This window comes from Streptomyces sp. NPDC045678 (assembly GCF_056432085.1).
In genome coordinates, this window is record NZ_JBWKJS010000001.1 from 1,218,017 (window position 1) to 1,231,266 (window position 13,250).

Sequence of the window (13,250 nt, forward strand, 5' to 3'; positions counted from 1 at the left end):
GGAGCAATTCAATGGCGGGCAGCAGCCACGGACACACCCCGGCCGCCTGGACCGGTGTCATCATCGCCTTCATCGGTTTCTGCGTCGCCGGTGCCTTCATGGTGATGGCCAATGTGCCCGGCTTCTGGGCCGGCATGGCCATCATCGTCATCGGCGGCCTCGTGGGCGGAGCGATGCGTGCCGCGGGTATGGGTCAGGTCAAGCGTCCGCACCGGCAGGGCGTACGGTCCGAGAGCTGATCTCCGCAGGACGACGAGAGGCGGTCCGGCAGGTGCCGGGGCCGCCTCTTTCGCGTACCGCGACACGGGCCCCGGGCCCGGACGTCGGGCGACGCGCCCGGGCGCGTAGCAGAATGCACGGGTGACCGCCGACACCGACAGCGCCGCGCCCGCCGTCCTGACCCGCCTGCTCGTCCCCGCGGGACTGCTCGCCTCGGTCGCCGGAGCCTTCGCCTACGTCGGCGCCGTCGACCCGAACGAACCCGGCCACTACCCCGCCTGCCCGCTGTTGCGCCTCACCGGCATCTACTGCCCCGGCTGCGGCGGCCTGCGCAGCGCGCACGCGTTCGTCCACGGCGATCTCACGGCGGCCCTGGGCGCCAACGCGCTCGCCGTCGCCGGGTACGTCCTCTTCGCCGTGGTGTGGGCCGTGTGGGTGGTCCGCACGGTGCGCGGGCGGCCGTTGCGGATCACGTTGGGGACGGCGCAGCTGTGGGGCGTCGGCGCCCTCGTGGCGGTTTTCACCCTGGCACGCAATCTGCCGTTCGGGTCATGGCTGCATCCCTGAAACCGCAGGCAGCGGGCCCGGCGCCTGTCCAGGTCGTGGGACGGGCGTCAACCGGATGCGGGCCCTTCGCCCTCCTGCGGATACCATCGCAGTGACCAGCTTGAACGTCAGCTCAACCGTCAGGAAGGGGGCCGCTCGCGTGAGTGTGCTCGACGAGATCATCGACGGAGTCCGTGCCGACCTCGCGGAGCGGCAGGCACGCGTCAGCCTCGACGAGCTCAAGGAGCGTGCGGCCAAGGCTCCCGCGGCCAAGGACGGCGCGGCGGCCCTGCGCGGCGACGGCGTCAAGGTCATCTGCGAGGTGAAGCGCTCCAGCCCCTCCAAGGGCGCGCTCGCCGCGATCGCCGACCCGGCAGGTCTCGCCGCCGACTACGAAGCGGGCGGCGCCGCCGTCATCTCCGTGCTCACCGAGGAGCGCCGCTTCGGCGGTTCGCTCGCCGACCTGGAGGCCGTCCGCGCCAAGGTCGACATCCCGGTGCTCCGCAAGGACTTCATCGTCACCTCGTACCAGCTGTGGGAGGCCAGGGCGTACGGCGCCGACCTCGCCCTGCTGATCGTGGCCGCCCTGGAGCAGCCCGCCCTGGAGTCCCTCATCGAGCGCGCCGAGTCGATCGGCCTCACGCCGATCGTCGAGGTCCACGACGAGGACGAGGCCGAGCGCGCCGTCGACGCGGGCGCCCGGGTCATCGGCGTCAACAACCGCGACCTCAAGACCCTCAAGGTCGACCGCTCCACCTTCGAGCGCGTCGCCCCCGAGCTGCCGGACAGCGTCGTCAAGATCGCCGAGTCCGGCGTGCGCGGCCCGCACGACCTCATCGCGTTCGCCAACGCGGGCGCCGACGCGGTGCTCGTGGGCGAGTCCCTGGTCACCGGCCGCGACCCGAAGGGCGCGGTCTCCGACCTCGTCGCCGCGGGCACGCACCCGGCGCTCCGCCACGGACGGAGCTGACCCCCCCGTGTCGATCTCCGCCCGCCTCGCACCCGGCTGCCGCCCCCGCGGCTGCCGGGCGCCCGCGCGGCGCGTGCGGGGCCGGCGGGTGCGGTACCACATCGGCTCTGAGCCCGGCCAGATTCCCGGGATGCGATGGCGACGGCGCCCTGAGCGCCGACCGAGCTGAGAAGCGCCCCTTCAGGGGCGCGGGGAACTGCGCGATCAGCCCACACCGGGCCGCGATCGCGACGGAACCCGCTCCAGCTACGGCGGTCGGGCGATTTCATGCCAACCGCCAACGCCAGCCATTGCGAGGTTTCCGCATGTCCAGCGAGTACTTCATCCCCGACCCGGAGGGGCAGATCCCCAGCGCCGAAGGCTACTTCGGCGCGTACGGCGGCAAGTTCATCCCGGAGGCCCTCGTCGCCGCCGTGGACGAGGTCGCCGTCGAGTACGACAAGGCCAAGAGCGACCCCGCCTTCGCCGCCGAACTCGACGACCTGCTCGTCCACTACACCGGCAGGCCCAGCAGCCTCACCGAGGTGCCCCGGTTCGCGACGCACGCCGGCGGCGCCCGCATCTTCCTCAAGCGCGAGGACCTGAACCACACCGGCTCGCACAAGATCAACAACGTGCTCGGCCAGGCCCTGCTCACCAAGCGGATGGGCAAGACCCGCGTCATCGCCGAGACCGGCGCGGGCCAGCACGGCGTCGCCACGGCCACCGCCTGCGCGCTCTTCGGCCTCGAATGCACCATCTACATGGGCGAGATCGACACCCAGCGCCAGGCCCTGAACGTGGCCCGCATGCGGATGCTCGGCGCCGAGGTCGTCGCCGTGAAGTCCGGCAGCCGCACCCTCAAGGACGCCATCAACGAGGCGTTCCGCGACTGGGTCGCCAACGTGGACCGCACCCACTACCTCTTCGGCACCGTCGCGGGACCGCACCCCTTCCCCGCCATGGTGCGCGACTTCCACCGCGTCATCGGCGTCGAGGCCAGGCGCCAGATCCTGGAGCGCGCCGGGCGCCTGCCCGACGCCGCCGTCGCCTGCGTGGGCGGCGGCTCCAACGCCATCGGCCTCTTCCACGCCTTCATCCCGGACACGGACGTACGCCTCATCGGCTGCGAGCCCGCCGGACACGGCGTGGAGACCGGCGAGCACGCCGCCACCCTGACCGCGGGCGAGCCCGGCATCCTGCACGGGTCGCGGTCGTACGTCCTCCAGGACGAGGAGGGCCAGATCACCGAGCCCTACTCGATCTCCGCGGGACTCGACTACCCCGGCATCGGCCCCGAGCACGCCTACCTCAAGGACAGCGGCCGCGGCGAGTACCGCGCGGTCACCGACGACGCCGCGATGCAGGCCCTGCGCCTCCTGTCGCGCACCGAGGGCATCATCCCGGCCATCGAGAGCGCCCACGCGCTCGCCGGCGCCCTGGAGGTCGGCAAGGAGCTCGGCAAGGACGGCCTCATCGTCGTCAACCTGTCCGGGCGCGGCGACAAGGACATGGACACGGCCGCACGCTACTTCGGCCTGTACGACACGGACGCCGTCGTCGAGGCGGACGCCTCCGCGACCGGTGCGGAGATCGAGGGGGACGCCAAGTGAGCGGCAACATCCGGCTGTTGAACGACGCCCTCGCCGGCGCCAAGGCCGAGGGCCGCGCCGCCCTCATCGCCTACCTGCCCGCGGGGTTCCCCACCGTCGACGGCGGCATCGAGGCCGTCAAGGCGGTCTTCGACGGCGGCGCCGACGTGGTCGAGGTCGGCCTGCCGCACTCCGACCCGGTGCTCGACGGCCCGGTCATCCAGACCGCCGACGACATCGCGCTGCGCGGCGGCCTCAAGATCCGCGACGTCATGCGCACCGTCCGCGAGGCCCACGCGGCGACCGGCAAGCCGGTGCTCGTCATGACGTACTGGAACCCGATCGACCGCTACGGAGTGGAGCGCTTCACCGCCGAGCTCGCCGAGGCGGGCGGCGCGGGCTGCATCCTGCCGGACCTGCCCGTCCAGGAGTCCGCGCTGTGGAGGGAGCACGCCGAGAAGCACGACCTGGCGACGGTCTTCGTCGTCGCGCCGAGCAGCAAGGACGAGCGGCTCGCCACGATCACCGCGGCGGGCTCCGGCTTCGTCTACGCGGCGTCCCTGATGGGCGTCACCGGCACCCGTGAGTCGGTGGGCACCCAGGCGCAGGACCTGGTGCGCCGCACCAAGGCCACCACCGGACTGCCGGTCTGCGTCGGTCTCGGCGTCTCCAACGCCCGCCAGGCCGTCGAGGTCGCGGGCTTCGCCGACGGAGTGATCGTCGGCTCCGCGTTCGTGCAGCGGATGCTGGACGCGCCGGACGAGGCCGCCGGGCTCGCCGCCGTGCGCGCGCTCGCCGGTGAACTCGCCGACGGGGTCCGTGGGAAGGCGTAACTCGTACGGGTGGACCTGGACCGGGGAGGCACGCTCGTGCCTCCCCGGTTCGTTTGGCCGGGTGTGAGCGAGAAGAACCGTGAGGGAAATCGATCGGCCCGTGAGCGGCTGGCGGAAGAGCGAGATCGGCAGAAGGCGCGCGACAAGCAGCGCCGGGCACTGATCGTGGGCGCCGCGGTGGTCGGCGTCCTCGGACTCGCCGCCGTGGTGGGGCTGCTCGCCGCCAATTCCGGCGACGACAAGAGCGACAAGGCGGGCCCGGTGGTCGCGCCCGAGGGGGCGAGCGACAAGGACGGGCCGGTGATCCCCGTCGGCAAGGAGAGCGCCAAGTCCACCCTCACCATCTGGGAGGACTTCCGCTGCCCGGCCTGCAAGGGCTTCGAGGACGGCTATCGCTCGACGATCCACGAGCTCGCCGACAAGGGGCAGCTCAAGGTCGAGTACCACCTGGCCACGCTCATCGACGGGAACATGGGCGGCAGCGGCTCCAAGCGCGCGGCCAACGCCGCGGCCTGCGCCCAGGACGAGGGCAAGTTCCTGCCGTACCACGACGTGCTGTTCAAGAACCAGCCCGGCGAAGCGGACGACGCGTTCAGCAAGAACAGCAAGCTGATCGAGCTCGCCGGGCAGGTCGACGGCCTGGACGGCGACTCCTTCAAGAAGTGCGTCGAGGACGGCAAGCACGACAGCTGGGTCGACAAGTCCAACAAGGCGTTCCAGGACGCGAAGCTGCGGGGCACGCCCACGGTGCGGCTCAACGGCAAGGACATCTTCGCGGACCAGAACAACCCGCTGTCGCCCCAGAAACTGAAGCAGAAGGTCGAAGAGGCGAGCCGGAACTGACGCCCGCGGCGGCAACCGGAACGGCACGGGCTGTTATGGACCCGTAGCCGGACCGGTTGCCGCCCCCGCTGCCCGGCACGGTAGCGTCGGTCGTGTCATGGACCTTGCCTTCATTCCCAGTCCGTCGCGCGGTGTGGTCGAACTCGGACCCATCCCGTTGCGCGGCTACGCGTTCTGCATCATCATCGGCGTCTTCGTAGCCGTCTGGCTCGGCAACAAGCGGTGGATCGCTCGCGGGGGCCGGTCAGGCACCGTGGCCGACATCGCCGTGTGGGCCGTGCCGTTCGGCCTCGTCGGCGGACGCCTCTACCACGTGATCACGGACTACCAGCTGTACTTCAGCGACGGTCGTGACTGGGTGGACGCCTTCAAGATCTGGGAGGGCGGCCTCGGCATCTGGGGCGCGATCGCGCTCGGCGCGGTCGGCGCCTGGATCGGCTGCCGCCGCCGCGGGATTCCGTTGCCGGCGTGGGCCGACGCGCTGGCCCCCGGCATCGCCCTCGCCCAGGCCATCGGCCGGTGGGGCAACTGGTTCAACCAGGAGCTGTACGGCAAGGCCACGGACGTGCCCTGGGCGCTCAAGATCACTTCGGCGGAGGACGGCCGGGTCCCCGGCACGTACCACCCGACGTTCCTGTACGAGTCGCTGTGGTGCATCGGCGTCGCCGCCCTGGTCATCTGGGCCGACCGCCGCTTCAAGCTCGGACACGGCAGGGCGTTCGCGCTGTACGTCGCCGCGTACTGCGCGGGGCGCGGCTGGATCGAGTACATGCGGGTCGACGACGCGCACCATGTCCTCGGCCTGCGCCTGAACGTGTGGACCGCCATCGTGGTGTTCCTGCTCGCGGTCGCGTACTTCGTGGTGTCGGCGAAGAAGCACCCCGGGCGCGAGGAGATCGTGGAGCCGGAGGAGGAGTCGACTCCCTCTTCCGACTCCTCCGGCTCTTCCGGCTCTTCCAACGGGAGCGCCCCCGGTGCCACGAAGCTGACGAAGTCCGCGGACAGGTCCTCCGAGGCCGACGGCTCGAAGGAGAAGGCCGCGGCCTCCGACGAGGAAGCCGGGTCGGCCAAGAAGAGCTGACGTTCATCGGTCGTACGCCGAAGGGCCGCCGGATCACAGGATCCGGCGGCCCTTCGCGTTCTCCGGCCACGGCACCGCACGGTCACTTCCTGCGGGCCAGCGCCAGGACCCGCCGGGCCCCCTCCACCACCGCCTTGTCCACGAAGCGGCCGTCCGGCAGGGCCAGGGCGCCCTCGTCCGTCGCGGCCGCCTTCGTGATCTCCTCCGCCCGCTCGATCTCCGCGGGGGTGGGGAGGTAGGCCCGCTCGATCACGGGGAGCTGGCGGGGGTGGATCGCCGCGCGGCCCAGGAAGCCGAGGGCGCGGCCCCGGGCGCAGGACGCGGCGAGTCCGGCCAGGTCGCGGATGTCCGGGTGGACCGACTGCGCGGGCGGCGCGAGGCCCGCCGCCCGCGCGGCGACCACGACGCGGGAGCGGGCCCAGTCGAGCCCCGTGTCGTCGCGTACGCCCAGGTCGGCGCGGAGGTCGGCCTCCCCGAGGGAGATGCCGCGCAGGGCGGGGTGCGCGGTGGCGATGGCGAAGGCGTGCTCGAGGCCGAGCGCGGACTCGACGAGGGCGTGCAGGGCGGGGGCGCCGCCGTCGGCGGGGACGGCGCGTTCGGCGACGCGGATGACCTCGGCGCGGGTGGTCACCTTGGGCAGCCGCAGCCCGGCCACGCCGGGAAGCGGGGCGACGGCGCGCAGATCGGCCTCGGCCAGGGGCCCGTCCAATGCGTTCACGCGCACGTGGACGGGCAGCGGCTGCGGCGAGGAGAGGAACTCGGCGGTCGCCGCACGCGCGTACTCCTTGCGGTCGGGGGCGACGGCGTCCTCCAGGTCGACGATGACGGCGTCTGCCCCCGCGCGCAGGGCCTTGGCGACGACGTCGGGGCGGTCGCCGGGGGCGTAGAGCCAGGTGAGGGGGGAGGCGGTGGTCACGAGACGGCCTCCTTGCGGGGTGGGGCGATCGTGCCTGGGTGGGGGGCCTCGGCGACCACTTCTGGCCGGTACCCGGCAACGTACAGCCGGGTCAGCGGGGGAGGGGCGGTCACAGGGCGCCCTCCTTGCGGAGGGTGGTGATCTCCTGGGGCGTCAGGCCCAGTTCCGTGAGGACCGCTTCCGTGTCGGCGCCGTGGGGGCGGCCGGCCCAGTGGATCGCTCCGGGGGTGGCGGAGAGGCGGAAGAGGACGTTCTGTATGCGCAGGGGGCCGAGTTCGGGGTCGTCGACCGTGGTGAGGGTCGAGAGGGCCGTGTACTGGGGGTCGGTCATGACGTCGCGTACGTCCTGGACGGGGGCGACCGCCGCCTCCGCCTTCTCGAAGGCCTCGATCACCTCGGCGCGGGTGTGCTGGGCGATCCAGGCGCCGACCGCGCCGTCGAGGACCTCCGCGTGGCGGGCCCGGTCCGCACCCGTCGCGAACCACGGCTCCGCGATCAGCTCGGGGCGGCCGACCAGACGCATGAGCCGTTCCGCGATCGACTGGGCCGACGTGGAGACGGCGACCCACTTGTCGTCCGCCGTGCGATAGGTGTTGCGCGGCGCGTTGTTGGTGGAGCGGTTGCCGGTGCGGGGCTGTACGTGGCCGAGCTGGTCGTACCAGGTCGGCTGCGGGCCGAGGACCGTGAGGATCGGCTCGATGATCGCCATGTCGACCACCTGACCCTCGCCCGTGCGGTCGCGGGCCGCGAGGGCGGTCATCACCGCGTACGCGGTCGCCAGGCCAGCGATCGAGTCGGCGAGGCCGAACGGCGGCAGGGTCGGCGGCCCGTCCGGCTCGCCCGTGATCGCCGCGAAGCCGCTCATCGCCTCGGCGAGCGTGCCGAAGCCGGGACGGCGCGAGTACGGGCCGAACTGGCCGAAGCCGGTGACGCGGGTGAGGACGAGGCGGGGGTTGGCCGCGCTCAGCTCCTCCCAGCCCAGGTCCCACTTCTCCAGGGTGCCGGGGCGGAAGTTCTCGATGATCACGTCACTGGTCGCGGCCAGGCGCAGGAGAGTGGCGCGGCCACCGGGCTTCGACAGGTCGAGCGTCGTCGTGCGCTTGTTGCGGCCGAGCAGCTTCCACCACAGGCCGACGCCGTCCTTGGAGGGGCCGTGGCCGCGTGACGGGTCGGGGCGCGTGGGGTGTTCGATCTTGATGACCTCCGCGCCGAAGTCGCCGAGCATCGTGGCGGCGAGGGGGCCCGCGAAGAGCGTGGCGAGGTCGAGGACGCGGAGGCCGGTGAGCGGGGCGGGCGCAGCAGCGGGCACGGGGGTGGTCCTGGGGGTGGTCATGACGTCGTGCCTGCCTCGTCGTCGATCTCCTTGCGGCACGGCATGGACGCCGATGCCCCCGGGCGCTGCACGGACAGCCCCGCCGCCGCCGACGCCCAACCGAGCGCGTCCGTCACGGAGTTGCCCTCGGCGAGCGCCACGGCGAGCGTGCCGGCGAAGGTGTCGCCCGCGCCGGTGGTGTCGACCGCGGCGACCTGCCGGGCGGGCACCGTCACGGGTTCGGCGCCGCGCGACGCGTACAGGCTGCCGCGCGAGCCGAGGGTGATGACGACCTCCGGCACCTGGGAGAGCAGAGCGTGGGCGGCGGCGTGCGGGTCGTCGGCGATGCCCGTGAGGGTGGCGGCCTCGTGTTCGTTGGGGAGCAACAGGTCGACCGAGGCGAGGAGTTCGGGTGGCAGGGGCTGGGCCGGGGCCGGGGTGAGGATCGTACGGACGTCGTGGCGCCGGGCGGCCCGCGCGGCGGCGAGCACCCCTTCGAGGGGCACCTCCAGCTGGAGCAGCAGCGCGTCCGCGGAGGCGATCAGGCCCTCGTCGCCGGCGGCGAGCGCGGTGACGGTGCCGTTCGCGCCGGGGATCACGACGATCGCGTTGCCGCCCTCGTCGTCGACGACGATGTGCGCGGTGCCGGTGGGCGCCTCGACGGTGCGCAGGGAGTCGGTCTCGATGCCGGAGTGTTCGAGGGCGGACCGGAGCTGTGCGCCGTACGCGTCGTTGCCGACGGCACCGATCATCGAGACGGTGGCGCCCGCGCGGGCCGCCGCGACGGCCTGGTTGGCGCCCTTGCCGCCGGGGACGGTGCGGAACTCGCGGCCCGTCACGGTCTCGCCGCGTTGCGGGGCCCTGGCGACGTACGCGACGAGGTCCATGTTGGTGCTGCCGAGGACGGCGATGTGGGGCGTGGGGGTCATGAGGGGGGTGCCTCCCGGGTGGAGAGTTCGGTGGTGAGGTCTGCCAGGGCGTCGAAGCCGATGCCGTTGAAGTCGCCCACGGAGGTGGCGAGCCGGTTCTTGAGCGGTGCTGTCCACCGGTCGGGGAGCGCGTCGGCGCGGCCGGCGAGCAGTCCGGCGACGGAGCCCGCGGTCGCGCCGTTGGAGTCGGTGTCCCAGCCGCCGGACACCGCGCGGGTGATGGAGCCGGTGAAGTCGCCGTCGGCGTGGGTGAGCGCGGCGGCGAGCAGGGCGGCGTTGGGGACGACGTGGACCCAGTGGTGGGTGCCGTGGCGTGCGTGGAGGTCGTCCACGACGTCGTCGAAGTCCGTGGTGTCGTGGGCGAGTCGCACGGCGTGGCGGACCGCGCGGGCCAGGCGCGAGTCGGCCGGTACGACGGAGAGGCCCGCGTCCAGACAGGCGTGGACGTCGGCGCGGCCGCCCGCCGCCGCCGCGATCGTGGCCGCGGTGAACATGGCGCCGTACACGCCGTTCTCCGTGTGGCTCAGGACGGCGTCGCGGCGCGCCTGCCCGGCGGCCGCCCCGGGCGCGCCCGGGTTGGTCCAGCCGTGCACGTCGGCGCGGATCAGGGCGCCGATCCACTCGCGGAACGGATTGCGGTGGGTGGCGGTTTGCGGGGGTTCGATGCCCTGGAGGAGGTTGCGGTAGGCGACGCGTTCCGCGGTGAAGGTGCGGCCCGCGGGGAGCTCGTCCAGCCAGAGCCGCGCCACGTCGTCGGTGGTGAAGCGCTTGCCGTGGCGCTGGAGCAGGACGAGGTTCAGGAGCGGGAAGTTGAGGTCGTCGTCCTCGGGCGTGCCGTCGATGTTCTCGGCGAGGGAGGTCGGGGCGGAGCGGCGGTTCCAGGGGTACGCCGCCTTGAGCTTCGGCGGGACGCCGCGCTCCGTGAACCAGGTCGTGAGCGGCCAGTTGCCGGTGGCTTTCGCGAGGCTTCGGATGCCGTCCAGGGGGAGCTTCTCGACGGGTTTGCCGAGGACACAGCCCGCGGCCCTGCCGAGCCAGGCGGCGTGCAGGCGGTCGCGCAGTCCTGCCGCGTCGGGCGCCCCGGCCGCGGGGTCCGGCGCGGGGATGCTCGGCCCGCCGTGCCACGGGGGAGGCCGCAACTCGTCGAGGAGCCGCTCGGCGAGGAGGCGGAGGCGGGCCGGTGCCGGGGCCGGGGACGCGCCCGCCGTCGCCGGGGCCGTCTCGCCCCCCGCCGTCAGCCAGCGGCACCGCACCGCCGACACGTCGCGCCCCTCCAGCTCGGCCTGGCGCAGTTCGTGGCCGACGAGGTCCTCCGGCTGGACCCAGGTCAGGCGGATCACCGTTCCGCCGTCAGGGCCGCGAACGCCGCCTCGTGGGCGCGGCGGCGCCCGGTGTCACGGGCGAAGATCTCCCGCGCCACCTCCGTCAGGGCTACCGCCGGTGCCCGCAGGTCGAGGCGGCTGGCCTCGGCGACCTGTGCGGACCAGTCGTCGGGCACCGCCTCCTCGCCGTGCAGTGCGCCGACGATCGCGCCGCTCATCGTGGCGATGGAGTCGCAGTCGCGGCCGTAGTTGACGGACCCGAGCACGGTGCGGCGGTAGTCGGAGCCGCCGACGAGGAGCATGCCGAGCGCGACGGGGAGCTCTTCGATGGAGTGCAGCCGGGAGGGGCGGCGGGCGCCGAGCGAAGGGGCGCGGTAGTCCGGCCCGACGGTGTCGAAGGGGGCGACCGCGGCACGGACGGGGGCCAGCGCCGTCTCGAAGTCCCGGTGGCGCGCGGCGACTTCGGCCACCGCCTCGATCGCGGCGCGCGTGCCGTCCTTGGCCAGGGCGAGGCACTCCTCGACCACCGACTCCGCCGTGGCGCCCGGCGCGCAGGCCGCCGCGACCGCCGCGGCGAAGACACCGGCCGCCTCTCTGCCGTACGACGACTGGTGGGCGCCGGCGACGTCGACGGCCTCGGCGTACGCGCCCCTCGGGTCGGCCGCGTTGACCAGGCCGACCGGCGCCATGTACATCGCCGCACCGCAGTTGACGATGTTCCCGGTACCGGCCTCCCGCGGGTCGACGTGACCGTAGTGGAGGCGGGCCACGAGCCACTTCTCGGCGAGGAAGATCCGGTGCAGGGGGAGTGCGTCGGCCTCCAGCTCCGGGATCCAGCGCGGGGTCGTCATCAGGTCGGGGACCAGGTGGTCGGCGACGGCGTAGGCGTCGAGGTGGTCGCGGACGGCGGTGTACACGCGGACCAGCGCATGGGTCATCAAGGTGTCGTCGGTGACGTGTCCGTCGCCCTTGTGGTACGGCGCGATGGGCCGGGCGGTGCGCCAGCGGTCGCCGTTCCAGGGGCCGACGACGCCGTGCACGCGGCCGCCGTGCCGCTCGGCGATCTGCTCGGGCGCGTACCCCTCGACGGGGCCGCCGAGCGCGTCGCCCACGGCGGCGCCGACGAGGCAGCCCGTGATGCGGTCGGACAGCGAGGGCTCAGCGCGCGCCGCCGTTCCCGTTGTGGTCGTTGTGGCGGTTGTGGTCTTCGTGGACGTTTCCGTCGTCATGGACGTCATGTCGGGATTGTCCACCTGGGGTGGGCTGTTCCGTGTCTGCCAGGCGCCCGGCGAGTTCCACCAGGTCGGTACCGGCGAGCCGGGGGAGCGCACAGCCCGACAGGGTGCGGCAGGCGTCGCGCCAGGCGGCGGGGATCGCGGCCGCCGTGCCCAGGACGCCGGTCAGCGCCCCGGCCAGCGCGGGCGCGGAGTCCGCGACGCGCGACAGGCACGCGGCGGCGGGCACCGCCTCGCCGATGCGGCCGCGCGCGGCGGTGGCCAGGGCGAGGGCGACCGGCACGGTCTCGGCGGCGGCGATGCCGTAGCTGTAGACGTGGTCGACGATCTGGTGCTCCAGGAACGGTACGAGGGCGAAGGCGCCGTCCTCCTCCGGCTGGGCGCGGGCCGTCTTCACGGCGTGCCGGGCGTTCCTGCCGATCTCCGTGTGCTCCGGGAGCTGGTCGAGCGCGCGGTCCACGGCGGTGTCGACGTCGGCCGACCCGAGCGCGGCGGCGATCGCGGCGGCCATGGCGCGGGCGCCGTGCACGCCGTCGCCGTCCTGGGTGTAGCGGGCGTCGAACTCAGCGAGGTCGGCGGCGCGTTCGGGGTCGCCCGGGTGGACCAGGGCGAGCACGCAGGCCCGTACACAGGCCGCGTCGTCGAAGTAGTGCGGGTTGTCGTGGCCGGTGGCGGGCGGGCGCAGGCCCGCGGCGAGGTTGCCGAGGCCCGCGCGGACGGAGATGCGGGCGCGCAGGGGCAGGACCGCGGACTCGACCTCGGGGGCGCGGGCCGCCGCGGCGGCGATCTCGGCGGCGAGGGTGGTCCAGGCGAGGTCGAGTGCGGCGCGGACGTGGTGATCCCGGTCCGGCCCGGCGCGGAGTACGGACTCCGCGGTGAACGCCGCCCACTCCGCGTCGTCGGAGGGGCCGAGGCGCAGGGGTTCCGGGGGCTGGTTCAGGGCGATGGGGACGGGGAGGGTGGTGGTGGCGTTCTGCTCGGCGAAGGTGTCCAGTTCGCGGGTGAGTCTGCGTGTCCACTCGGGCATCCGCGCGGCGCGGTGTCTGGCCGCGGGCCAGCCTGCGGCGTCGCCTGCGGCCAGGCCCAGCAGGAGCGCTTCGGCGGGGGGAGCCTGGTTGACGCCTCCCTGATCGGCACCCGGCACCGCGGGCTGTGCCCACCCTCCCCCAAGCTCTCGACTGCGCTCGACCAGGGGGGACCCCCACCGCCGTGCGGAACGCCTGCCCGCGGCGGGGAGGGCGCGGTCGCCTACGGCGGGACCGGCGCGTCTGTCCGCAGTGGGGGCGGCATGATCGCCTACGACGGGATTGGCGCGCCTGTCCGCGGCGGGGGCGGCACGGTTGCCCGCGGTGGGATCGGTATGCCTGTCCGCAGTGGGGACGGCACGGTTGCCCGCGGTGGGATCGGTATGCCTGTCCGCGGCGGGGAGGGCACGGTCGTCCACGGTGGGATCGGTATGCCTGTCCGCAGTGG

The 13,250-nt window shown here is 73.6% G+C and carries 14 protein-coding genes; 8 read left to right on the forward strand and 6 right to left on the reverse strand.

Going from position 1 to position 13,250, the window contains the following annotated elements:
• The first annotated feature begins 11 nt into the window (after positions 1 to 11).
• The 8 genes from AC07DO_RS05395 (at position 12) to lgt (ending at position 6,063) form a co-directional block, all read left to right on the forward strand.
• Positions 12 to 239 (forward strand): HGxxPAAW family protein, encoded by a 228-nt coding sequence (locus AC07DO_RS05395; RefSeq protein WP_479057235.1) that lies wholly within the window; start codon positions 12 to 14, stop codon positions 237 to 239.
• 121 nt (positions 240 to 360) lie between these two features.
• On the forward strand, positions 361 to 786 hold the full coding sequence (locus AC07DO_RS05400; RefSeq protein ID WP_479057236.1) for a DUF2752 domain-containing protein: 426 nt from the start codon (positions 361 to 363) through the stop codon (positions 784 to 786).
• A 139-nt stretch (positions 787 to 925) separates the two neighbouring features.
• Complete coding sequence (trpC, locus tag AC07DO_RS05405; protein ID WP_398307283.1) at positions 926 to 1,735, forward strand: indole-3-glycerol phosphate synthase TrpC; 810 nt, start codon at positions 926 to 928, stop codon at positions 1,733 to 1,735.
• Positions 1,736 to 1,742: 7 nt separating this feature from the next.
• Entirely contained in the window at positions 1,743 to 1,904 is a 162-nt protein-coding gene (trpM, locus tag AC07DO_RS05410; protein WP_371934713.1) for a tryptophan biosynthesis modulator TrpM, read from the forward strand.
• A 136-nt stretch (positions 1,905 to 2,040) separates the two neighbouring features.
• Complete coding sequence (gene trpB, locus AC07DO_RS05415; RefSeq protein WP_479057238.1) at positions 2,041 to 3,327, forward strand: tryptophan synthase subunit beta; 1,287 nt, start codon at positions 2,041 to 2,043, stop codon at positions 3,325 to 3,327.
• A complete protein-coding gene (gene trpA, locus AC07DO_RS05420) occupies positions 3,324 to 4,139 on the forward strand; it encodes a tryptophan synthase subunit alpha (protein ID WP_479057240.1) in 816 nt (271 codons plus the stop codon). Before trpB ends, trpA begins: the two co-directional genes overlap by 4 nt.
• 63 nt (positions 4,140 to 4,202) lie before the next feature.
• Positions 4,203 to 4,982 (forward strand): DsbA family protein, encoded by a 780-nt coding sequence (locus AC07DO_RS05425; protein ID WP_479057242.1) that lies wholly within the window; start codon positions 4,203 to 4,205, stop codon positions 4,980 to 4,982.
• Positions 4,983 to 5,079: 97 nt separating this feature from the next.
• Positions 5,080 to 6,063: a prolipoprotein diacylglyceryl transferase gene (lgt, locus tag AC07DO_RS05430; protein ID WP_479057243.1), complete on the forward strand. Its 984-nt coding sequence runs from the start codon at positions 5,080 to 5,082 to the stop codon at positions 6,061 to 6,063.
• An 82-nt stretch (positions 6,064 to 6,145) separates the two neighbouring features.
• On the opposite strand, the gene AC07DO_RS05435 is transcribed toward lgt, so the two are convergent.
• From AC07DO_RS05435 to AC07DO_RS05460, 6 genes are all read right to left on the reverse strand, one after another.
• Positions 6,146 to 6,979 carry an HpcH/HpaI aldolase/citrate lyase family protein gene (locus tag AC07DO_RS05435; protein ID WP_479057245.1) on the reverse strand — a complete coding sequence of 278 codons (834 nt, stop codon included), beginning with the start codon at positions 6,977 to 6,979 and terminating at the stop codon, positions 6,146 to 6,148.
• A gap of 109 nt (positions 6,980 to 7,088) precedes the next feature.
• Positions 7,089 to 8,312, reverse strand: a complete 1,224-nt coding sequence (locus AC07DO_RS05440; RefSeq protein WP_479057246.1) for a CaiB/BaiF CoA transferase family protein — start codon at positions 8,310 to 8,312, stop codon at positions 7,089 to 7,091.
• Positions 8,309 to 9,220, reverse strand: coding sequence for a ribokinase (rbsK, locus tag AC07DO_RS05445; RefSeq protein WP_479057248.1), 912 nt, complete (start codon positions 9,218 to 9,220; stop codon positions 8,309 to 8,311). The genes AC07DO_RS05440 and rbsK overlap by 4 nt, the downstream gene beginning before the upstream one ends.
• Positions 9,217 to 10,560 carry an ADP-ribosylglycohydrolase family protein gene (locus AC07DO_RS05450; RefSeq protein WP_479057249.1) on the reverse strand — a complete coding sequence of 448 codons (1,344 nt, stop codon included), beginning with the start codon at positions 10,558 to 10,560 and terminating at the stop codon, positions 9,217 to 9,219. The genes rbsK and AC07DO_RS05450 overlap by 4 nt, the downstream gene beginning before the upstream one ends.
• The gene (locus AC07DO_RS05455) at positions 10,557 to 11,771 is read right to left on the reverse strand and encodes an ADP-ribosylglycohydrolase family protein (RefSeq protein WP_479057533.1); all 1,215 of its coding nucleotides are present in this window, start codon (positions 11,769 to 11,771) and stop codon (positions 10,557 to 10,559) included. The genes AC07DO_RS05450 and AC07DO_RS05455 overlap by 4 nt, the downstream gene beginning before the upstream one ends.
• Entirely contained in the window at positions 11,701 to 13,221 is a 1,521-nt protein-coding gene (locus tag AC07DO_RS05460; protein WP_479057534.1) for an ADP-ribosylglycohydrolase family protein, read from the reverse strand. Before AC07DO_RS05460 ends, AC07DO_RS05455 begins: the two co-directional genes overlap by 71 nt.
• Positions 13,222 to 13,250: the final 29 nt, after the last annotated feature.